The sequence below is a fragment of the Solicola gregarius genome, assembly GCF_025790165.1.
In the GTDB taxonomy this organism is placed as follows: Bacteria; Actinomycetota; Actinomycetes; order Propionibacteriales; family Nocardioidaceae; genus Solicola; species Solicola gregarius.
Map to the genome: position 1 here is coordinate 3,672,502 of NZ_CP094970.1, position 20,674 is coordinate 3,693,175.

The window sequence follows — 20,674 nt, forward strand, 5'->3', positions numbered from 1 at the left end:
ATGAATCGGGGTCGGCCGATCGTCGTTCCCGGCGACGGTCGACACGGCGATAAGCGGATGACTGTCGCAACCATCGGTCGGTAGGCTCCCGTTTCGTGCTTCTTTCCCTGCTCCGGACCCACCTGCGTCCGTATCGGTCGGCGATCACCGTGATCGTGGTGCTGCAGTTCGTGCAGACGCTCGCGAACCTCTACCTTCCCGGGCTGAACGCGGACATCATCGACAACGGGATCGTCAAGGGCGACACCGACTACATTCTCGAGGTCGGCGGCATGATGCTCGGCGTCACCGTGCTGCAGGTCGTGTGCACGATCGTCGCGGTCTACTTCGGCGCGCGTACGGCGATGGCCCTTGGCCGCGATCTGCGTACGGCCGTGTTCGCGCGGGTGCAGACGTTCGCGGCCCGCGAGGTCGCCGAGTTCGGCGCGCCGACGCTGATCACGCGGTCCACCAATGACGTCCAGCAGGTCCAGATGCTGGTGCTGATGACGTTCACGTTCATGGTGGCCGCGCCGATCATGTGTGTCGGCGGCATCGTGATGGCGCTTCGCCAGGACGTCGAGCTGTCGGGGCTGATCGTCGTCATCATCCCCGTACTCGTGATCAGCGTCGGCCTCGTCATCGCCCGGATGCGACCGCTGTTCCGCACCATGCAGACCCGCCTCGACGGCATCAACCGCGTGCTGCGCGAGCAGATCATGGGCATCCGGGTGATCCGGGCGTTCGTCAAGGAGGAGTACGAGGGCGAGCGCTTCGACGAGGCGAACGTGCTCTACCGCGACGTCGCGATCGCGACCGGCCGGCTGATGGCGCTGATGTTTCCGATCGTGATGCTGGTGATGAACGTGTCGAGCGTCGCTGTCATCTGGTTCGGAGGACACCGGGTCGCGAGCGGCGACCTCCAGGTCGGCACGATGACGGCGTTCCTGGCGTACCTCATCCAGATCCTGATGTCGGTCATGATGGCGACGTTCATGTTCATGCTCGTCCCACGGGCGGAGGTCGCGGCCGAGCGGATCAGCGAGGTGCTCGACACCGAGCCGAGCATCTCGCCGCCGGACGAGCCCGTCGAGCGGACGCTGTCCGGCGGGTACGTCGACATCGTGGATGCGAGCTACGCGTACCCGGGTGCCGAGGAGCCGGTGCTGCACAACGTCGAGTTGATCGCGCGGCCCGGAGAGACCACGGCGATCATCGGGTCGACCGGCAGCGGGAAGTCGACGCTGCTGAGCCTGATCCCGCGACTGTTCGACGCGACCTCCGGCGAGGTCCGGGTCGGGGGAGTCGACGTACGCGACGTACGTCCCGACGACGTCTGGGCGCACATCGGGCTCGTACCCCAGCGCCCGTACCTCTTCACCGGCACGGTCGCCAGCAACCTGCGCTACGGGCGTACGGACGCGACCGACGACGAGCTCTGGGAGGCGCTCGACATCGCGCAGGCACGCGACTTCGTCGAGGCGATGCCGGAGGGTCTCGACGCGCCGATCGCGCAGGGCGGTACGAACGTCTCCGGCGGCCAGCGACAACGCCTGGCGATCGCGCGGGCGATCGTCAAACGCCCGAGCCTGTACCTGTTCGACGACTCCTTCTCCGCGCTCGACTACGCGACCGACGCCGCGCTGAGAAGGGCGCTCGCAAGCATCACGGCCGGGTCTGCGGTGATCGTGGTCGCCCAGCGGGTGAGCACGATTCGCGCTGCCCACCGCATCGTCGTGCTCGAAGAGGGCCGCGTCGTCGGTACGGGGACGCACGGTGAGCTGATGGAGGGCTGCGAGACGTACCGAGAGATCGTGCTGTCGCAGCTGACGGAGGAGGAGGCAGCGTGAGCGGGCGCGATCCGTTGTCGGTGTCGGCGCCGCCGGCGAAGCCGTCGGACTTCCGCGGCTCGACCAAGCGGCTATTGGGGCTGCTCGCGGCCGATCGGGTGCTGCTGGTAGGTGTGCTCGTGCTGGGCGTCGTCAGCGTCGCCCTGAGCGTCGTCGGGCCCAAGATCCTCGGGCACGCGACCGACATCGTGTTCAGCGGCTTCTTCTCCGACCAGCTGCCCGGCGGCGCGACCAAGGAGCAGGCGGTCGAAGGCCTGCGGGAGAGCGGCGACGACCGGGTGGCCGACATGGTCGCCGCGATGGACATCCACCCCGGCGAGGGCATCGACTTCAACGCACTCGGGTGGGTGCTCGTCGGTGTGCTTGCGATCTACGTCGCCGCGTCGGTTTTCGCCTGGGTGCAGGGCAGGCTGGTGACGTTGACCGTGCAGCGTGCCGTCGCCGGCATGCGTACCGACGTCGAGGAGAAGCTCGGTCGGCTCCCGTTGTCGTACTTCGACGGACGTACGCGGGGCGAGATCCTGTCGCGGGTCACCAACGACATCGACAACATCGCGCAGTCGGCGCAACAGACGATGAGCCAGCTGCTCACGTCGCTGATGACGGTCGTCGGAGTCCTCGCGATGATGCTCTACATCTCGCCGCTGCTCGCGCTGATCGCCGTGCTCACGGTGCCGATCGCGTTCCTCGTCACGAGGGCGATCGCGAAGCGCTCCCAACCGCAGTTCATCGCGCAATGGACGGCGACGGGCAAGGTCAACGGGCACGTCGAGGAGACGTACACGGGTCATGACGTCGTCAAGGTCTTCGGTCGGCAGGCCGAGGCGCGCCGGGAGTTCGACGAGCGCAACGACGAGCTGTTCGACGCGAGCTTCAAGGCGCAGTTCATCTCCGGCGTCATCCAGCCCACGATGATGTTCGTCTCCAACCTCAACTACGTTGCCGTCGCCGTCGTCGGCGCGTTGCGGGTGGGCTCGGGCGCGATCAGTGTCGGTGACGTCCAGGCGTTCATCCAGTACTCGCGGCAGTTCACCCAGCCGCTCACCCAGGTGGCGGCGATGGTGAACCTCCTGCAGTCGGGTGTCGCGTCTGCCGAGCGGGTGTTCGAGCTACTCGACGAGGACGAGGAACAGCCCGATGCCGAGGACGCATTGCGACCTGAGCACGTCGACGGCCGGGTCGCCTTCGAGCGAGTGAGCTTCTCGTACGAACCGGACGAGCCGCTGATCGAGGATCTCGACCTGGTCGCCGAGCCCGGTCAGACGGTGGCGATCGTCGGGCCGACGGGCGCGGGCAAGACCACGCTGACGAACCTCATTCTCCGCTTCTACGACATCCAGGCCGGCCGGATCACGCTGGACGGCATCGACATCTCGCGGATCGAACGTTCGGCGCTGCGCGACGACTTCGGCGTGGTGCTGCAGGACACCTGGCTGTTCGGCGGCACGATCCGCGAGAACATCGCGTACGGCGCACACCGTGCGAGCGAGGAGCAAATCCAGGCGGCGGCGGAGGCGGCGCACGTCGACCACTTCGTACGTACGCTTCCCGACGGGTACGACACGGTGATCGACGACGAGGGTACGAACGTGAGTGCCGGACAGCGTCAGCTGCTCACGATCGCTCGGGCGTTCCTCGCCGACCCGGCCATCCTCGTACTCGACGAGGCAACCAGTTCGGTCGACACACGCACGGAAGCCCTTGTGCAGAAGGCGATGGAGAGCCTGCGAGTCGGTCGCACCAGTTTCGTGATCGCCCACCGGCTGTCGACCATCCGCGACGCCGACCGCATCGTGGTGATGGAGCACGGGCACATCGTCGAGCAGGGCACACACGACGAGCTGATCGCGGCCGGCGGTGCGTACGAACGCCTGTACGCCGCGCAGTTCGCGGGCGCGAGCACCTGATACCCAGCGCCCCGTGGGCCGCACGTTTCAGCCGCAGAACCTCACAGATTGGGGCCGAAACGTGCGGCCCACGGGGCGGTCGGGGGTGCGATAGCGTCGGATCCATGAGCGAAGCACTCAAGGTGAGCGGCGTCGTCCTACCCGATGGCCGGCGGCGCGACGTGTACGTACGCGACGGTGCGATCACGTACGAGCCGGTCGACGGAGCACGTGACCTCGGTGAGGGCTGGATCGTGCCCGGTCTGGTCGATGCGCACTGCCACATCGGCATCGATGCGCGCGGCGGCGAGACGGACGCGGCGAGTGCCGAGGAGCACGCGATCGTCAACCGCGACGCGGGGACCCTGCTCGTGCGCGACTGCGGCTCGGTGCACGACACGCACTGGATCGACGACCGCGCCGACCTGCCGCGCGTGGTGCGTTGCGGCCGGCACATCGCGCGTACGCGTCGCTACATCCGCGGCTTCGCGCACGAGATCGAGCCGCCCGAGCTGGTGACGTACGTGCAGCAGGAGGCACGCCGCGGCGACGGCTGGGTGAAGCTGGTCGGCGACTGGATCGACCGGGAGATCGGCGATCTCGCTCCCGCCTGGCCGCGCGTCGCGATCCGCGATGCCATTGCGGCGGCACACGATCTGGGTGCCCGTGTGACGGTGCACGTCTTCGGCGAGCAGGCGCTGCCCGATCTGCTCGATGCCCGGGTCGACTGCATCGAGCACGGCGCCGGGCTCGGCCAGGAGACCATCGCGCAGATGGTCGAGCAACGCACCGCGTACGTGCCGACGGCACTGCAGCTCAACAACTTCCCGGACTTCGCCGCGCAGGCAGCGGCGAAGTTCCCGGCGTACGCCAAGCACATGCGCGACCTGCACGCGCGGCGCAAGGACACCGTGCTCGCCGCGTACGAAGCCGGTGTGCCGATCTACTGCGGCAGCGACGCGGGAGGCGTACGGCCGCACGGCACCGGGCGCGACGAGATCGCCGAGCTCGGCGCGTACGGGATCCCGGCGTTCGACGCACTCGGCGCGGGCTCGTGGCGGGCGCGGGAGTGGCTCGGGTTCGATGGTGCGCTGACCGAAGGGAGCGCTGCCGACTTCCTGGTGGTGCCGCGTGATCCGCTCGCCGACCTGGCGGCGCTGGCCGAGCCGTCGCACATCGTGCTGCGCGGCGCCGTGGTCAGCGCCCGCTGAGCATGACGTACGCGCGGTGACACGCCGGCGAGTCGCGCTCGAACGTCATGCCCACGGGGCGGGGTGCCCGTGGCGGGTCAGATCGGGCGGGAGACGTCCGCGGGTACGTTCGCGACGTACCCCTGGTCGATGAGCGCGACCCGGATGCGCTCGGCGGCGTCGTCGAGGCTCTCGTCGCTCGGACTCGGGTCGACGTGCTCGAAGCTGAAGTCGTGCAGGCTGTAGACGGGCCACACGTGCACGTGCAGGTGCGGCACCTCGAATCCGGCGACCATCAGGCCGATACGGGGGCAGTCCCAGGACGCTTGCTGCGCGTTGCCGATCTTCTTGGCGACCGAGGTGACGTGCGCGAGGAGGTCGTCGTCGGCGTCGATCCAGTGATCGACCGGATCGCGGGGTACGACGAGCGCGTGGCCGTGCGTGATCGGGCCGATCGTCAGGAACGAGACGGCGCGCTCATCCGACCACAGGAAGCGGCCGGGGATCTCGCCGTCGATGATCTTGGTGAACAGCGTGCTCATGCGCTCAGTCTGCCGTACGTACTGGCCACGGCCGTGCCGGGAGCCGCCGGATGTTTACCATGTTTACATGGTAAGCGTCCGCTGTGCATGGAGAATTCGCTATGCAAGGCGAACTTTTACCATGTAAACATGGTAAAGCATCACCGGTGCGGGCGGTTCAGGCGACCAGCGACTCGCCGCCGCCCTCGGCGAGCGCCGACGCGACCGTACGCGCGTTGGCGGCCAGCATCTCGTCGTCGATCGGCGGCAGTACGTCGTCCCAGAACGCCAGCATCGGGCCGCGCCCTTGCATCATCCCGGCCGGTCGGGCCAGGAAGTGGAGGTGGAAGTGCGCGGAACCGTCGCCCCACCGCGAGAAGTGCGTACGCGCGACACCGTCGATCCGCTGCACTGCCGCCGCGAGCCGCTGCACGATGTCGCCGAAGGTGCTCAGCTGCGCGGCGTCCAGCTCGTCAAGCCGTACGTGTGCAATCGGAGCGAGCCCGGCGACGAAGGGCAGTCCGGCTCGCGTCGGGTGCCCGACCTGCCACGCGTCGTCGCGCCAGATCGCCTCGCGGGCGCCGGTCGTGCAGTGGAAGCAGTCCGTGGCGTCCTGCTCGCCCTCTCGGGGCGGCTCGGGCACCAGCATCGGCTCGAGGGGTCTCATCCGTACGTCGCCCTCGAAGCCGAAGCGCGGCGACTCGAGCAGCGGTTGCGCCGATACGCTGGTGCCGATCGGGAGGCGGTCGTGGTACGCCGAGCGGGCCGGCGTGCTTGCGTACGTTCGGGTGTCGTCGCTCATGACCAGCACCCTAGGACGCCCACGATTGGATGCGCGCGCGCCGCTCTGGCACAATGAGGGGTCGCATCCGAATCGAGCGGGGACCCTCTCATCCTCGCGCGCCCGGATCCGCCGATCAGGCGGCCCGCACCCCACACGGCGCCTCCTGCTCACCACGTCATTAAAGAACCCGAAGGAGACACCACACTCGTGGCCGTCAAGATTCGTCTCAAGCGGATCGGCAAGATCCGTCAGCCGTACTACCGTGTCGTCGTCGTCGACTCGCGCAAGAAGCGCGACGGACGCGTCATCGAAGAGATCGGCATCTACCACCCGAAGAACGACCCCTCGGTGATCCAGGTCGAGGGCGAGCGGGCGCAGTACTGGCTCGGCGTCGGCGCGCAGCCGTCCGAGGCCGTTCTGGCGCTGCTGAAGCTGACCGGAGACTGGCAGCAGTTCAAGGGTGAGGCCGCACCGGCGCCGCTCAAGGTCGCCGAGCCGAAGAAGAGCAAGGAAGACCTCTTCAACGAGGCGCTGAAGGACGTCGGGGTGGAGCCCAAGGAGGGTGCCGTCACGACGAAGAAGGCGTCGAAGAAGTCGGAGAAGAAGGCCGCCCCGAAGGCTGAGGAGCCCAAGGCCGAGGAGCCCAAGGCCGACGAGCCCAAGGCCGACGAGCCCAAGGCCGACGAGCCCAAGGCTGAGGAGTCGGCCGCTCCCGCGCAGACCGACGAGGGCTGACGCCGGTGATCGCCGAACTCATCGAGCACCTGGTGGGCGGCATCGTCGCGTACCCCGATGACGTCGACGTACGCACCAAGCAGCTGCGTCGCGGCGTGATCTACGAGGTGCGTGTGCACCCGAGCGATCTCGGCAAGGTGATCGGGCGCTCGGGTCGCACCGCGACGGCGATCCGCACGGTCGTCAACGCGGTCGCCGACAAGGGCAGCACCCGCATCGACTTCGTCGACGTGGATCGCCGCCGATAGGCGCTGCAGCGATGGACGTCGTGATCGGCCGCATCGGTCGCGCGCACGGCGTGCGGGGCGAGGTCAGCGTCGACGTACGTACAGACGAGCCGGAGCGCCGGTTCGTCGTCGGCGCGTCGCTGACCGCCGAGCCGTCGGACCGGACGCTCGTCGTACGCACGGTCCGAAGCCATCAGGGCCGGCTGCTCGTCTGCTTCGACGGCGTCGGCGACCGCACCGCTGCCGAGGCACTGCGCGGCGCCATGCTGTCGGTCGAGGTCGACCCGGCGGATGTGCCGGACGACCCCGAGGAGTTCTACGACCACCAGCTCGTCGGGCTCGCGGTGCGTACGGTCGGCGGCTCCGATGTCGGCGCCGTGGCGCAGGTCGTCCACCTGCCTGCGCAGGACGCCCTGGAGATTCGTACGACCGACGGCCGCGAGGTGCTCGTCCCGTTCGTCGAGGCGCTCGTTCCCACCGTCGACGTGACCGACGGCATCGTGGTGGTCGACGACGTACGCGGGCTGCTCGATCCTGACGCGGCAGAGTCGGCCGCGCCCACGGCCGACGCTCGCCCCTCGCTCTCGGCGCCCGGCTCCGAAGCGGAGTAGGCCCGATGCGCATCGACGTGGTGACGATCTTCCCGGACTACCTCAGCCCGCTGTCGGTGTCCCTGGTCGGCAAGGCCCGCGAGAGCGGACTGCTCGACGTACGCGTGCACGACCTGCGCGACTACACCCACGACCGCCATCGCACGGTCGACGACACCCCGTACGGCGGCGGTGCCGGCATGGTGATGCGGCCGGAGCCATGGGGTGAGGCACTGGACGCCGTGACGGCCGATGCCGAGACCATGCCGACGCTCGTCGTACCCGCGGCGTCGGGGCGGCCGTTCGGCCAACGTGATGCCGAGCGGCTTGCCGTCCTGGATCGACTCGTGTTCGCATGCGGGCGCTACGAAGGCATCGACCAGCGCGTGATCGACGATGCCGCCGAGAGGATGCCCGTCGAGGAGCTGTCGCTCGGCGACTTCGTGCTCAACGGCGGCGAAGTCGCGACCCTCGCGATGATCGAGGCGGTCGCCCGGCTGTTGCCCGGGTTCATGGGCAACCCCGAGTCTCTGGTCGAGGAGTCACACTCGGAGTCGGGCCTGCTGGAGTACCCCGTGTACACCAAGCCGGCGAGCTGGCGCGGCCACGACGTACCGGAGGTGCTGCTCTCGGGTAACCACGCCCGGATCGCCGACTGGCGCCACGATCAGTCGCTGTTGCGTACGCAGGAGCGCCGACCCGACCTCCTCGAGTAGCCCGCCCGACTTCGCAGTCTACGTACGTCGGGAGTCCCACCACGCGACCGGCGCGGTCGCCGCGATCAGCACCGCCGACACGATGAACGCCGCCTCGTGGCTCGCGAGCGCGACCACCGCGCCGAGCAGTACCGCGCCGACGCCGGCGCCACCGTCGTACGCCATGTTCCATACGGTGCTGGCGAGACCGCGTCCCTTCGGGCCCGCGCGGTTGAGCATGACCACCAGCGTCTCGTTCTGCACGGCGCCGAAGCCGACGCCGTACGCGAACGCGGCGACGGGAGCCACTGCCTGCGGGCCCGAGCCGGCGAGCACGGCGATGCCGGCCATGCCGACCGCGCCGGAAAGCACGGCGGGCAGCACCATCCGGCCCGGCCCGATCGTGTCCGAGATCGCACCGACTCCCAACCGACCGACATTCACGCCGATCGACATCGCGAGCAACGCCGTGGACGCGGTGAGTGGATGTCCGATGGCCAACGGCAGGAATGTCGACAGCCCACCCAACCCGATCGATACACCGATCATCAGCACGAAGCCCGGTGCCAGGGGAGCGAGCCGGCCCGACGTGTTCGTCTCGGAGGGCTGGTCGTCGGGTGTGCCGCCGCCGCGTACGCCGAGCACGGTCGGCACCGCGGCGAGCGTGAACGCCGTCATTGCCCAGAACACCGGCGCGAACCCGACCTCCTGGGCGACCCAGACGCCGAGCGGCAGGCAGAGGACGCTCGGCAGTCCCGTCGACAGCCCGTACAGCCCGACCCCCTTGCCGATCAGCCGGGCAGGTATGAGGTCCGCCGTGAGCGCGCTGCCCGCGACCACGACCATGCCGAAGCCGACGCCGCGTACGGCCGAGACCGCCAGCACCGGGCCGAGTGCGTTCGACATCAGGTAGGCGGGTGTTGCGATGCCCATCAGCGCGGCGCCGATCGCGAACAGGTTGCGCAGTGACAGCACCCGGAACAGCCAGCCCATGCACAGCTGGCTCGCCACGGTCGCGCCCATCATGACTCCGGTCGTGGCGCCGACGCCGGTGCCGTCGCTGCCGCCCTCCGCGGCCCAGAGAGGCACGACCGAGAGCAGCGTTGCGTAGTTGCCGACGGAGAGGAACGTCGCGACGAGCAGCAGCAGGAAGCTGCGACTCCGCAGCGGACTGCCGCCCGTCGCGGGGCCCGAGACGGAAGAGGTACGCCGGCGCATCAGTCAGTTATAGGTCATGGCGGTGACCGGCCGAGTGCGGTATCACGGGTAGGGACGGCCGCCGATTTCGCGGCGCGTGGCGGGTATGGCAAACTTGGTCGTCGGCGCACCGCCGGTTCTGCTGCCACAGGGGCACGACCATGTGCGATCGCGTCGCCCGTACACCGTCAGTTTCGTGGATGACCTGTGGCACCCGCGAGGAAGAGACTCCGATGACCAACCCGATCGACGCCGTCGCAGCAGAGAACAAGCGCGACGACATTCCCGAGTTCCGCGCCGGCGACACCGTCAAGGTGCACGTGCGCGTCGTCGAGGGCAACCGCTCCCGCATCCAGGTGTTCCAGGGTGTGTGCATCAAGATCCAGGGTTCCGGCGTCGGACGCACCTTCACCGTTCGCAAGGTGAGCTTCGGCGTCGGCGTTGAGCGTACGTTCCCGCTGCACACGCCGGTCGTCGAGAAGATCGAGGTCGCCACGCGAGGCGACGTACGGCGGGCGAAGTTGTACTACCTGCGTAACCTTCGAGGCAAGGCGGCGCGGATTCGCGAGAAGCGCGAGACCACGACCGCGAACTGACCTCGACCCGGATAGGGGCCCATCCGGTGACCGACGACAGCGAGTTCGCAACACCGAGCCGCGCAGACGCGCCCTCGGCGAAGACCGACGCAGCGCGTCCGGCCACCGAGCAGTTCGCCACCTCGGGGCTCGAGGAGAAGTCGCCCACGGCGAAGTCTCCGAAGAAGGCGCGGCCGTTCTGGCAGGAACTCATCATCCTGTGCGTCGTGGCCCTGGTGATCGCGTGGTTCGTCAAGGCGTTCTTCATCCAGTCGTTCTACGTCCCGTCGGAGTCGATGATGCCGACGCTGATCGGACACACGCACGGCAACGCGCCCGACGATCGGCTGCTCGTACAGAAGGTGTCGTACTGGAGTGGCGGGCCCGACCGCGGCGACGTGGTGGTGTTCAAGGACCCCGGCGGCTGGCTGTCGGACGCCGAGACGCCGGACCCGAACGCGTTCCAGCGTGCGATGGAGGTCGTGGGTCTCTACCCGACCGGCGGGCACCTGGTGAAGCGCGTCATCGGCGTGGGCGGTGATCATGTGCAGTGCTGCGACTCGAAGGGCCGCCTGCAGATCAACGGTGAGTCGATCGACGAGCCGTACGTCAAGAACCCCGCCGCGACGAAGGCGCGAGAGTTCGACGTGACCGTGCCCGACGGCAAGCTGTGGGTGATGGGCGACAACCGCGCCCACTCCGCCGATTCGGTCTACCACATGGACGAGAAGGCGGGCGGGTTCGTCGACGAGGATCTCGTCGTCGGCAAGGTGTGGTCCGTCGTGTGGCCGCTCGACCGGTTCGGCGGGCTGCCCGATGTCGGCGACATCGGTGACCTGGACGACTAGACACCACCCGGTCCGGTGGTTCGCGTCTTCGCCGGCCGTGGTCCCGCTATAAGGTCGGGTACGTGAGCTCGCATGATGCCGACGGCGATGACGACGGCGCCGACTCGTCGGCTGACGCGGGGGCCGAGGCGCGGCCCAAGAAGAAGCATCTGCCGTTGTGGCAGGAGACCTTGCTGCTCCTCGGTGTCGCGCTCATCCTGGCGCTGATCGTCAAGACCTTCTTCGTACAGGCCTTCTACATCCCCTCCGGCTCGATGGAGCCGACCTTGATCAAGAACGACCGGATCCTGGTGGAGAAGGTGTCGTACTGGGGAGGCGACATCGACCGCGGTGACGTCGTCGTCTTCGACGATCCCGGCGATTGGCTGGACAACGAGCAGAGCAGCGAGCCGAGCAACGTCGTGCAGAAGGGTCTCGAGCTCGTCGGGCTCTATCCGTCCGGTGGGCATCTGGTCAAACGGGTCATCGGTGTCGGCGGCGACAAGGTGACCTATTGCGGTGGCGCGACCCGGGTGAAGGTCAACGGTCAGCTGATCGACGAACCGTACCTCCCGGGTGGTGGCGAGGGATTCGAGATCCCGAAGGCGAGCAAGCCCGACTGCTCGACGGTCCCCGTCCCCGAGGGCGAGCTGTGGGTCATGGGCGACAATCGGGCGAACTCCGCGGACTCGCGGGCACACACGGGTGGGCCGGGCGGTGGCACCATCAGCGTCGACGAGGTGGTCGGCAAGGACTGGCTGATCGTGTGGCCGTGGGACCGGATCGGAACCGTGAGCGATCATCATGCGTTCGACAACGACGAGTTGGACGAGCTGCAGGCCGACGTACGCTAGGCCAGTGTCCTAGCGCCTTGTGGCAGGGAGGTGTGAGTAGGTGACCGAGCGCCCGCGTGGCGCGACCGTGCGTCGCGATGCCGGACTGTACGGGTACGAGCGCGCGCTGTGGCGTGCCGGACTCACCCCGGTCGCCGGGGTCGACGAGGCGGGACGCGGTGCCTGCGCCGGACCGCTGGTGGCCGCGGCGGCGGTGCTGCCGGAGGGTCGCCGGGGGATCGTGCCCGGGCTCGCCGACTCCAAGCTGCTCACCCCGTTGCAGCGCGACCGCTGCTACGACGAGGTGCTCGCGCGCGCCGTCGACTGGTCGGTGGTCGCGATCGAGTCGACCGAGTGCGACCGGCTCGGAATGCACGTCGCAAACATCGAGGCCCTTCGCCGCGCGCTCGCCCGCCTCGGCGACCGGCCGGAGTACGTGCTCACGGATGGGTTCCCCGTCGACGGGCTCGGCCGGCCCGGGCTCGCGGTGTGGAAGGGCGACCGGGTATCGGCGTCGATCGCGGCGGCCTCGGTGATCGCGAAGGTGACGCGCGACCGGATGATGACCGAGCTGCACGAGCAGTACCCGGCGTACGACTTCGCCACCCACAAGGGCTACATCACGCGGGAGCACGAACGCGCCTTGGGCGCACACGGCGCCTGCCCGCAGCATCGGCGGAGATTCTCCAACGTACGCGCGGTGCTGGGCGATTCGACCGGCGCCGACGGCGGCGTACTGGAGGTTGCGGGAGTGCGGGGAGAGTCATGAGTACCGACGATCTGGAGCGCTACGAGGCCGAGATGGAGCTCGCGTTGTATCGCGAGTACCGCGATGTCGTCGGCATCTTCAAGTACGTCGTGGAGACCGATCGCCGGTTCTACCTGTGCAACGCCGTCGACGTGAAGGTGCGCTCGGAGACCGGCGACGCGTACTTCGAGGTGTCGATGAGCGACGCGTGGGTCTGGGACATCTACCGTCCGGCGCGTTTCGCCAAGCAGGTCAAGGTACTGACGTTCAAGGACGTCAACGTCGAGGAGCTGTCCAAGAGCGATATCGAGCCGCCCAAGCCCTGACGACGGCTTCGAGCCGGGTTTCCTCCACAGGCACCACGAAATCCACAGTTCGGGACCTCACCCCGACCCCGCAACGCCCTCCGCACGCATGCTGCAGGCGGAGGTGATCGCCCGATGGCGACGTACGAGCAGCGTCACTCCCTTGGCGACTACGGCGAACGACTCGCCGCCCGGCACCTGCGCGCGGCCGGCATGGTGATTCTCGACCGAAACTACCGGTGCCGACACGGCGAGATCGACATCGTCGCGCGCGACGGTGACACTCTGGTGGTCTGCGAGGTCAAGACACGGCGCAACCTCGCGTACGGCGCACCGATCGAGGCGGTCACGCCGCAGAAGGCCGCCCGCCTGCGCCGGCTCGCGGCGCACTGGCTCGCCGACTTCGGCATGTCGCCGCCGAGTGTTCGCATCGACGTCATCGGTGTGGTCGTACCCGATCGCGGCGCGCCGCGCGTCGAGTGCATCGCGGGGGTGGCGTAGGCGATGGCAATGGCACGTACGCGCTCGGTCGCGCTCGAGGGAACGCGCGGACATCTGGTCGAGGTCGAGGTCGATATCTCGCCCGGCCTGCCGACGGTCACCGTGGTCGGGCTGCCCGATGCCTCCCTCGGCGAGGCCCGTGCTCGCTGCCGCGCCGCGGTGACGAACTCTCGTCGTACGTGGCCCGACCGCAAGGTGACGATCGGGTTGTCGCCGGCGTCGCTTCCGAAGTTCGGCTCGCACTACGACCTGGGCATCGCGATCGCCGTGCTCGCTGCCGCGAGCGAGGTTCCGCGCGCCATGCTGCACGACACGATGTTCCTCGGCGAGCTCGCACTCGACGGCATGTTGCGGGGCGTGCCCGGCGTCCTGCCGTCTGCTCTCGCGGCGGTCGATGCCGGGTGCAGGCGGATCGTCGTGCCAGAGGTCAACGCGCCCGAGGCGGAGCTGGTCGGCGAGATCGAGGTCTTCGCCGCGAGGTCGCTGCGCCATGTGGTGGCCGTGCTGCGGGACGAGCCGGTCCCGGATGACCCGCCGGTGCCGCCGATGGTCGACTCCCTGTCCGCGTCGTGGTGCGAGCAGGATCGGCTGACGTTGCTCGATATGCGCGACGTCGTCGGTCAGGACGCCGGGCGGATCTCGGTGACCGTCGCGGCCGCCGGCGGGCACCATGTGTTCCTGCACGGTCCGCCCGGCGTCGGCAAGACGATGCTGGCGGAGCGCATGCCGGGTCTCCTGCCCGACCTCGACCGTCGCGAGGCGATGGAGGTGATGGCGGTGCATTCTGTCGCGGGGATCCTCCCGGTGGACTCGCCGCTGGTCCGCCGCCCACCGTTCCTCGACCCGCACCACACCGCGAGCAAGCCCGCCGTGATCGGCGGCGGCGGGCGGGTCGTACGTCCGGGTGCGATGAGCCTCGCCCACCGCGGTGTGCTCTTCCTCGACGAGGCGCCGGAGTTCAACCGCGACGTGATGGAGGCGCTGCGCCAGCCCCTCGAGAGCGGACGGGTCATGATCGCGCGCGCCGCACGTACGGCGGAGTATCCGGCGCGCTTCCAGCTCGTGCTCGCGGCCAATCCCTGTCCCTGTGGGCGCGACGGTACCTCGTCATCCGACCTCTGCACGTGTAGCTCAACCGTCAAGCGGCGCTATCGCGACAAGCTGTCCGCACCGGTACTCGACCGGATCGATGTCCACCGCACCGTCGAGTCGATGTCCGTACGTCAGCTGCACGAGAGCGTCGACGACAAGGTCGACTCGGCGGCGCTCGCTTCCCGGGTCGAGCTGGCCCGGCAGCGCCAGGGTGAGCGCTACTCCGGTACGCCGTGGCGCACCAACGCCGAGGTGCCGGGCGCGGAGCTGCGTGGTCGCTGGCCCATGCACGGCGAGGCCGATGCGCTCGTCGACAAGGCGCTGGCCCGAAGCCGGGTGTCGCCGCGCGCCGCTGACCGCGTCGTGCGGCTGGCCTGGACCGTCGCAGATCTCCGGGGCGTCTCCCGCCCCGGCAGCGCGGAGGCGCGCGCGGCGCTGCAACTGCGCCTCGACGAGCCGATCGACGGACCACTCTTGGAGGTCATCGCGTGAGCGCAACGGATGCCGGCCAGCGGGAGGAATGGCGCGGGCTCGAGGTGACCGAACGGATGCGCCTGAGCCTGATCGTCGAGCCCGGTGACCTCCGCGTGCGAGAGGCCCTCGACAGGTACGGCGCCGCGGCTCTGCTGGCGGCTTGCGTCGGCGGTGATCCGCTCGACGAGGGGGTACCGAAACCCTCCTGGGTACGGCGCGCCACCGAGCTCGACCGGCTGACGCAATCGGCTCTCGACGCGGCGGAGCGTACGGGACTGCGGTGGGTCCAGCCGGGTGACGCAGAGTGGCCGTCCGGTCTCGCGGTGCTCGACAATGCCGAGCCGCTGAGTTCGGTCGGCGGTGCGCCGCTCGGCCTGTGGGCGCGCGGCCCGCTCGACCTCGCCGATGGCGTTGCGCGGTCGGTGGCCATCGTCGGCGCCCGCAATGCGACCACGTACGGCAACCAGGCCGCCGGTGACCTCGCTGCCGAGGTGGCCGTGGAGGACCACACGGTCATCTCTGGCGGCGCGTTCGGGATCGACGTCGCCGCGCATCGTGGCGCGCTCGCCGTGCGTAAACCGACGATCTGCGTCCTCGCCTGCGGCGCCGACGTCGCGTATCCGCGCGCGCACGGCAACATCCTTGCCCGCATTGCAGACGGCGGCCTCGTGCTCAGCGAGCAGGCGCCGGGCGAGACGCCGACACGGGGCCGGTTCCTCACGCGCAACCGCATCATCGCGGCGCTCGCCCAGGGCACGGTCGTGGTCGAGGCGGCCCGACGTAGCGGTGCCCTCAACACCGTGAACTGGGCACAGCGCTGCGGTCGGGTGGCGATGGGTGTGCCAGGGCCGGTCACGAGTCGCGCGTCGGTCGGTGTGCACGACGCGCTGCGGTCCGGTGGGGCCGTGCTCGTGACCCGCAGCGCGGAGGTGCTCGAGGCCATCGGTGCGATCGGGTCGGTCGATGCGACGCTGCCGTGGGTCGCTCCGACCGGCACCGACCGGTTGTCCGTTTCGGCGTTGCGGATCTTCGAGCGGGTGCCCGCCGCGGCAAGTGCGACGACCGACGCGATCGCGTCGGCGGTGCCGTGTCGGCCCGAGGAGGTCCGGCTCGCGCTCGGCGCACTCTCGGCGGCGGGGTTCGTCGTGGCCGAGGGTGACGGGTGGCGGGCGCTTCGTCCCGAGCGGCGAGCCGACTTGTCGTGACGGGGCGGAGGCTGCACAGTGCGAGACATGGCGGGTGACGGAGCGGCGAGGAGAGAGCGAGGGACGAGCGGTTCGACGAGCGCGACGGAGGGTGCTCGGGCGGTGAGGGGAGAGCGAGGGACGAGCGGTTCGACGAGCGCGACGGATGGTGCTCGGGCGGTGAGGGGAGAGCGAGGGACGAGCGGTTCGACGAGCGCGACGGAGGGTGCTCGGGCGGTGAGGGGAGAGCGAGGGACGAGCGGTTCGACGAGCGCGACAGAGGGTGCTCGGGCGGCGAGGGGAGAGCGAGGGACGAGCGGTTCGACGAGCGCGACAGAGGGTGCTCGAGCGGCGAGGGGAGAGCGAGGGACGAGCGGTTCGACGAGCGCGATCGGGGCCGCCCGAAGCGCGCCGGACGATGGCGGCAGCGCGGATGCCGGCGACGCAGGGCCCTACGGAGACATGTGGGCACAGACCCTCGCGGCGTACGAGCGCCATCTGAGCGCCGAGCGCGACCTCACGCCGCATACGATCCGCGCGTACCTCACCGACCTGCGCGGTCTCGCCGAGCATGCGACGCGCCTTCGGATCACCGATCCTGCCGACCTCGATCTGCGCAGCCTGCGTAGCTACCTGGCCGGCATGCAGACCCGGGGACGGGCACGCACGACGCTCGCGCGGCGGGCGACTGCGGTGCGGGTCTTCGGGGCATGGCTCGTACGTACCGGGCGCGCGGCGGATGATCCGGGTGCGTTGTTGGCGAGCCCGAAGGCCCATCGCGAGCTTCCCGCCGTGCTTCGCGAGGACGAGGTACGCGCGCTGCTCGATCGCACCGCCGAGGCGTGCGCGGACGACGGTGCAGTCGGGCACCGCGACCTCGCGGTACTCGAGCTGCTGTACGCGACCGGCATCCGCGTCGGCGAGCTCGTCGGCCTGGACATCGACGACCTCGACGAGGAGCGCCGGGTCGTACGGGTGTTCGGCAAGGGACGTAAGGAGCGCACCGTTCCGTACGGTGCTCCGGCGGCTCGTGCCCTTACGGCGTGGTCCGAGGTCGGGCGCCCCGAGTTGAGGTGTGACGGCAGCGGGCCCGCGTTGTTCCTCGGTGCCCGCGGTCGCCGCATCGACCCGCGCGCGGTCCGTACGCTCGTCCATCGGCGGCTCGAGGCCGTCGAGGGGGCACCCGACCTCGGCCCGCACGGGCTCCGGCACACGGCCGCGACCCACCTGCTGGACGGGGGCGCGGATCTTCGTTCGGTCCAGGAGCTACTCGGTCACGCGTCGCTGGCGACGACCCAGATCTACACCCATGTCAGCACCGAGCGGCTGCGTGCCGCGTACCGCCAGGCTCATCCCCGCGCGTGAATGGTGAGGAGCGGGTTCTGGCCCTGCGAGGAGAGACTCCTCGCAGGGCCAGAATTCTCTCTTCGTGAGGCCCGGATCCTCTCCTCACCGGGCCGGAACTCTCTCCTCACCGTCAGAGCCAGGTCTCGGGGTCGACGGTCGAGCCGTTCACCTCGACCATGAAGTGCAGGTGGCAGGCGGTCGAGTACCCGGTGCTGCCGACGTAGCCCACCACGTCCCCGCGTCGCACGGCCTCGCCCGCCGACACTGCCCAGCTGGTGAGGTGGTTGTACGACGTGGTCACGGCACTGCCGGCAATGTCGCCGTGGTCGACGATCACCCGGTTCCCGTACGCGCTGTCGGCGTAGGTCTGGGTCACGGTTCCGTCCTCGGCCGAACGCACCGGGGTGCCGCAGCCGACGCCGAAGTCGGTGCCGTCGTGCAACTTCCAGATGCCGAGGATCGGGTGCAGGCGCATTCCGTACGGTGACGTGACCGGACCCTCGACGGGCATGGCGAGGCGGCCGTCGCCATCGATCGGACCGATCGGCGTGGCCGGTGCCTCCGGCGGCGGGCCGAACGGTGTCACCAGCCGAACGGCAGACGACGAGGGCAAGAGCTCGAGCGGGTCGGCGTACTCGTCGGCGAGGACGCGACCGAGATGGAGGCATGCGTCCGGGGCGCAGTGGCTGCCCACGTCGAGGAGTGTGCCGATCTGCTCACCCGCGTCGACGGCGTCGCCTCGGGACACGGTCGCGTCGACCGGCTGGTAGGTCGAGTCGGTGTCGCCGTGGTCGATGGTGATCACCCCGACGCCGGCGATGCTCCCGACGAAGGTGACGGTGCCGGGAGCGACGGCGCGTACGTCGTCTCCGGTGGCGCCGGCAAGGTCAACGCCGCGATGCCCGGCACCGTAGTCGTCGACCGGCGGGTCGAACGCCTCGACGACGGCGGGGCGCGGGTCGAGCGGCCACACCCAGCCGGTATCGGCGTGTGCGGGAGGTCCGATGGCCGACAGGGTGAGCGGAACGGTCACAAGGGGGACGAGGAGAGCCTTCATGTCCGCAGCATGCGTGTAATTTCGCGGGTCGTCCGGGGATGAGGGGCCGTGCTGTGGACAAGCCCGAGATCGGCGATTGGCTGTGGACGGAATCCGGCGGGAGTGGAGGCGGCCGGTGCCGAGGCACGAGTCGTGGCGGACAATGCCGACCATGACATCCGTCCGCGACCGAGCGCTCGGTGCGATGTACGGCCTTGCCGTCGGCGACGCGTTGGGGATGCCGACGCAGTCGTTCTCCCGGGCGCAGATCCGGAACCGCTACGGCGCGCGGGTCGACCGGATGTACGCGGGACCACCCGACCAGCCGATCGCGCCGGGACGTGCCGCGGGCTCGGTCACCGACGACACGGAGCAGGCGCTGCTCGTCGCCGACCTGCTCATCGACGGCGACGGCAGCATCGGTTCGGTCGCGCTCGCCGAGGCCCTGGTCGCCTGGCAGGCCGACATGGTCGCGCGCGGGTCTGCGGACCTGCTGGGCCCGTCGACCAACCGAGCCATCGAGGCGGTACGCGCCGGCGTACCGCCCGACGAGGCCGGGCGCACCGGCACCACCAACGGCGCCGCGATGCGCGTCACGCCCGTAGGTATCGCGTACGCCGGCGACGCCCTGATTGCGGCGGTCGCGGACTCCGCCAGGGTCACGCACAACACCTCGCTCGGCATCGCCGGCGCAGCGGCCGTCGCCGCGGCGGTGTCCGCGGGCGTGTCCGGAGCACCGCTCGCCGTCGCGCTCGAGGCCGGAGCCGACGCCGCCGACGAGGCGGAACCCCTCGGGCACTGGGTGGCCGGTGCGCCGGTCGCATCGCGCATCCGATGGGCGCTCGACCTCGCGTCGACATCGCGCGACGTCGTCGAGGACGTGGAGCGCCTGGTCGGCACCTCCGTCGCCGCACAGGAGTCGGTCCCGGCGGCGTTCGCGTTCGCGCGCTGCGGTGACCCCACCGATGCGCTGTGTTGCGCGGCAAGTGTCGGCGGCGACACCGACACGATCGGCGCGATGGCCGGCGCGATGCTGGGAGCCGTTGTCGGTCTCTCCGGACTGCCGGGGGAGTACGTCGACGCGGTACGTACGGCGAACGACCTGCGCATCGAGGAGCGTGTCGACCGCCTACTCGAGATCAGGGAGCGTGGCTGATGGCTCGGCTCGTGCACGCAGGGCAGGCGCTCGTCGACGCCGTCATCGAGGTCGAGCGACTGCCCGAGACCGGCGGTGACGTGATGGCTTCGGCATCCGCGCTGCATGCGGGCGGCGCCGTCAACGTACTCGTCGCGGCTGCCCGCGCCGGCGGCGACGCCGTACACGCGGGCGCGCACGGCACCGGGCCGTTCGGCGATCTCATCCGGGCCGCGTTCGCCCGCGAGCACATCGTCGCAGCGTCGCCGCCGATCGCCGACTCCGACACCGGGCTGTGCGTCGTCCTGGTCGAGCCGTCCGCGGAGCGTACGTTCGTCACGACACAGGGCGCGGAGCGTCGGCTCTCCGTAGACACGCTGCGCGCCGCCGGGGTCGAGGCCGGCGACTACGTGTGCGTCACGGGATACACCCTGCTGCACGAGACCAGCGGTAGGGCGCTGCTCGACTGGCTTCCCGAGATGCCCGCCGACGCACACCTCGTACTCGATCCCGGTGCGTTGTTCGGTGATGTCCCGAGCGCGAGGCGGGCGGCCGTCGTCGAGCGAACGTCACTCTGGACGAGCAACCGGGACGAGGCCGCCGAGCTGTGCGGGCTCGACGATCCGGCAGCGGCGGCGCCGGCCGTGGCGACGCTGCTCGGAGGCGCGGCGGTCGTCGTACGCGACGGTGAACGCGGTTGTGTCGTGCACGCCGACGGCCGCACGACACCCGTACCCGGGTTCCCCGTCCGCGCCATCGACACGAACGGCGCCGGCGACGCCCATATCGGCACGATCGTCGCCGAGCGTTGCCGCGGCACTGACTGGGTCGCCGCGGCTCGCCGCGCCAACGCGGCCGCGGCGATCAAGGTCACCCGGCGCGGGCCGGCGACCGCTCCCACGCGCGCCGAGGTCGACGCGTTCCTGGCCGGGCGATGAGGAGAGTTTGCGGACTTCTCGTTCA

General features: G+C 69.8%; 22 protein-coding genes. 18 read left to right on the forward strand and 4 right to left on the reverse strand.

Annotated elements, in window-relative coordinates:
• The first annotated feature begins 95 nt into the window (after positions 1 to 95).
• The 3 genes from L0C25_RS18010 to L0C25_RS18020 all read left to right on the forward strand — a co-directional run bounded on the left by L0C25_RS18010 (position 96) and on the right by L0C25_RS18020 (position 4,926).
• Positions 96 to 1,829, forward strand: a complete 1,734-nt coding sequence (locus tag L0C25_RS18010; protein ID WP_271633100.1) for an ABC transporter ATP-binding protein — start codon at positions 96 to 98, stop codon at positions 1,827 to 1,829.
• A complete protein-coding gene (locus L0C25_RS18015) occupies positions 1,826 to 3,736 on the forward strand; it encodes an ABC transporter ATP-binding protein (protein ID WP_271633101.1) in 1,911 nt (636 codons plus the stop codon). The genes L0C25_RS18010 and L0C25_RS18015 overlap by 4 nt, the downstream gene beginning before the upstream one ends.
• Positions 3,737 to 3,840: 104 nt before the next feature.
• The gene (locus tag L0C25_RS18020) at positions 3,841 to 4,926 is read left to right on the forward strand and encodes an amidohydrolase family protein (RefSeq protein WP_271633103.1); all 1,086 of its coding nucleotides are present in this window, start codon (positions 3,841 to 3,843) and stop codon (positions 4,924 to 4,926) included.
• A gap of 77 nt (positions 4,927 to 5,003) precedes the next feature.
• On the opposite strand, the gene L0C25_RS18025 is transcribed toward L0C25_RS18020, so the two are convergent.
• Together L0C25_RS18025 and L0C25_RS18030 are read right to left on the reverse strand one after the other, a co-directional pair.
• Entirely contained in the window at positions 5,004 to 5,447 is a 444-nt protein-coding gene (locus tag L0C25_RS18025) for an HIT family protein (protein WP_271633104.1), read from the reverse strand.
• A 157-nt stretch (positions 5,448 to 5,604) separates the two neighbouring features.
• Complete coding sequence (locus tag L0C25_RS18030; RefSeq protein ID WP_271633105.1) at positions 5,605 to 6,228, reverse strand: hypothetical protein; 624 nt, start codon at positions 6,226 to 6,228, stop codon at positions 5,605 to 5,607.
• Between the two features lie 189 nt (positions 6,229 to 6,417).
• Here L0C25_RS18030 and rpsP point away from each other — a divergent pair, with 189 nt between their 5' ends.
• Genes rpsP through trmD form a run of 4 tightly spaced genes read left to right on the forward strand, consistent with a single transcriptional unit; the run spans position 6,418 to position 8,478 of the window.
• Entirely contained in the window at positions 6,418 to 6,945 is a 528-nt protein-coding gene (rpsP, locus tag L0C25_RS18035) for a 30S ribosomal protein S16 (RefSeq protein ID WP_271633107.1), read from the forward strand.
• Between the two features lie 5 nt (positions 6,946 to 6,950).
• Positions 6,951 to 7,193: an RNA-binding protein gene (locus L0C25_RS18040; protein WP_271633108.1), complete on the forward strand. Its 243-nt coding sequence runs from the start codon at positions 6,951 to 6,953 to the stop codon at positions 7,191 to 7,193.
• Between the two features lie 11 nt (positions 7,194 to 7,204).
• Positions 7,205 to 7,783, forward strand: a complete 579-nt coding sequence (gene rimM, locus L0C25_RS18045; RefSeq protein ID WP_271633109.1) for a ribosome maturation factor RimM — start codon at positions 7,205 to 7,207, stop codon at positions 7,781 to 7,783.
• 5 nt (positions 7,784 to 7,788) lie between these two features.
• A complete protein-coding gene (gene trmD / locus L0C25_RS18050; protein ID WP_271633112.1) occupies positions 7,789 to 8,478 on the forward strand; it encodes a tRNA (guanosine(37)-N1)-methyltransferase TrmD in 690 nt (229 codons plus the stop codon).
• Between the two features lie 18 nt (positions 8,479 to 8,496).
• Here the strand turns inward: trmD and L0C25_RS18055 are convergent, their stop codons facing one another.
• Entirely contained in the window at positions 8,497 to 9,675 is a 1,179-nt protein-coding gene (locus L0C25_RS18055) for an MFS transporter (protein ID WP_271633113.1), read from the reverse strand.
• Between the two features lie 212 nt (positions 9,676 to 9,887).
• On the opposite strand from L0C25_RS18055, the gene rplS reads away from it, so the two are divergent.
• The 9 genes from rplS to L0C25_RS18100 all read left to right on the forward strand — a co-directional run bounded on the left by rplS (position 9,888) and on the right by L0C25_RS18100 (position 17,558).
• Positions 9,888 to 10,250 (forward strand): 50S ribosomal protein L19, encoded by a 363-nt coding sequence (gene rplS, locus L0C25_RS18060; RefSeq protein WP_271633114.1) that lies wholly within the window; start codon positions 9,888 to 9,890, stop codon positions 10,248 to 10,250.
• 26 nt (positions 10,251 to 10,276) lie between these two features.
• On the forward strand, positions 10,277 to 11,077 hold the full coding sequence (gene lepB, locus L0C25_RS18065; protein WP_271633115.1) for a signal peptidase I: 801 nt from the start codon (positions 10,277 to 10,279) through the stop codon (positions 11,075 to 11,077).
• 62 nt (positions 11,078 to 11,139) lie between these two features.
• Positions 11,140 to 11,910: a signal peptidase I gene (lepB, locus tag L0C25_RS18070; protein WP_271633117.1), complete on the forward strand. Its 771-nt coding sequence runs from the start codon at positions 11,140 to 11,142 to the stop codon at positions 11,908 to 11,910.
• Positions 11,911 to 11,950: 40 nt separating this feature from the next.
• Entirely contained in the window at positions 11,951 to 12,658 is a 708-nt protein-coding gene (locus L0C25_RS18075) for a ribonuclease HII (protein WP_271633118.1), read from the forward strand.
• Positions 12,655 to 12,963, forward strand: a complete 309-nt coding sequence (locus L0C25_RS18080) for a DUF2469 domain-containing protein (protein ID WP_271633119.1) — start codon at positions 12,655 to 12,657, stop codon at positions 12,961 to 12,963. The genes L0C25_RS18075 and L0C25_RS18080 overlap by 4 nt, the downstream gene beginning before the upstream one ends.
• 114 nt (positions 12,964 to 13,077) lie before the next feature.
• Positions 13,078 to 13,443 (forward strand): YraN family protein, encoded by a 366-nt coding sequence (locus L0C25_RS18085; protein ID WP_271633120.1) that lies wholly within the window; start codon positions 13,078 to 13,080, stop codon positions 13,441 to 13,443.
• A 9-nt stretch (positions 13,444 to 13,452) separates the two neighbouring features.
• Positions 13,453 to 15,027, forward strand: a complete 1,575-nt coding sequence (locus L0C25_RS18090) for a YifB family Mg chelatase-like AAA ATPase (RefSeq protein ID WP_271633121.1) — start codon at positions 13,453 to 13,455, stop codon at positions 15,025 to 15,027.
• The gene (gene dprA, locus L0C25_RS18095; RefSeq protein ID WP_271633122.1) at positions 15,024 to 16,214 is read left to right on the forward strand and encodes a DNA-processing protein DprA; all 1,191 of its coding nucleotides are present in this window, start codon (positions 15,024 to 15,026) and stop codon (positions 16,212 to 16,214) included. Before L0C25_RS18090 ends, dprA begins: the two co-directional genes overlap by 4 nt.
• 441 nt (positions 16,215 to 16,655) lie before the next feature.
• Positions 16,656 to 17,558 (forward strand): tyrosine recombinase XerC, encoded by a 903-nt coding sequence (locus L0C25_RS18100; protein ID WP_271633123.1) that lies wholly within the window; start codon positions 16,656 to 16,658, stop codon positions 17,556 to 17,558.
• A gap of 112 nt (positions 17,559 to 17,670) precedes the next feature.
• On the opposite strand, the gene L0C25_RS18105 is transcribed toward L0C25_RS18100, so the two are convergent.
• Positions 17,671 to 18,597 (reverse strand): M23 family metallopeptidase, encoded by a 927-nt coding sequence (locus tag L0C25_RS18105; protein ID WP_271633124.1) that lies wholly within the window; start codon positions 18,595 to 18,597, stop codon positions 17,671 to 17,673.
• A gap of 151 nt (positions 18,598 to 18,748) precedes the next feature.
• Between L0C25_RS18105 and L0C25_RS18110 the strand changes: the two genes are divergently transcribed.
• Complete coding sequence (locus tag L0C25_RS18110; protein ID WP_271633126.1) at positions 18,749 to 19,732, forward strand: ADP-ribosylglycohydrolase family protein; 984 nt, start codon at positions 18,749 to 18,751, stop codon at positions 19,730 to 19,732.
• The gene (locus L0C25_RS18115) at positions 19,732 to 20,649 is read left to right on the forward strand and encodes a PfkB family carbohydrate kinase (RefSeq protein ID WP_271633128.1); all 918 of its coding nucleotides are present in this window, start codon (positions 19,732 to 19,734) and stop codon (positions 20,647 to 20,649) included. The genes L0C25_RS18110 and L0C25_RS18115 overlap by 1 nt, the downstream gene beginning before the upstream one ends.
• Positions 20,650 to 20,674: the final 25 nt, after the last annotated feature.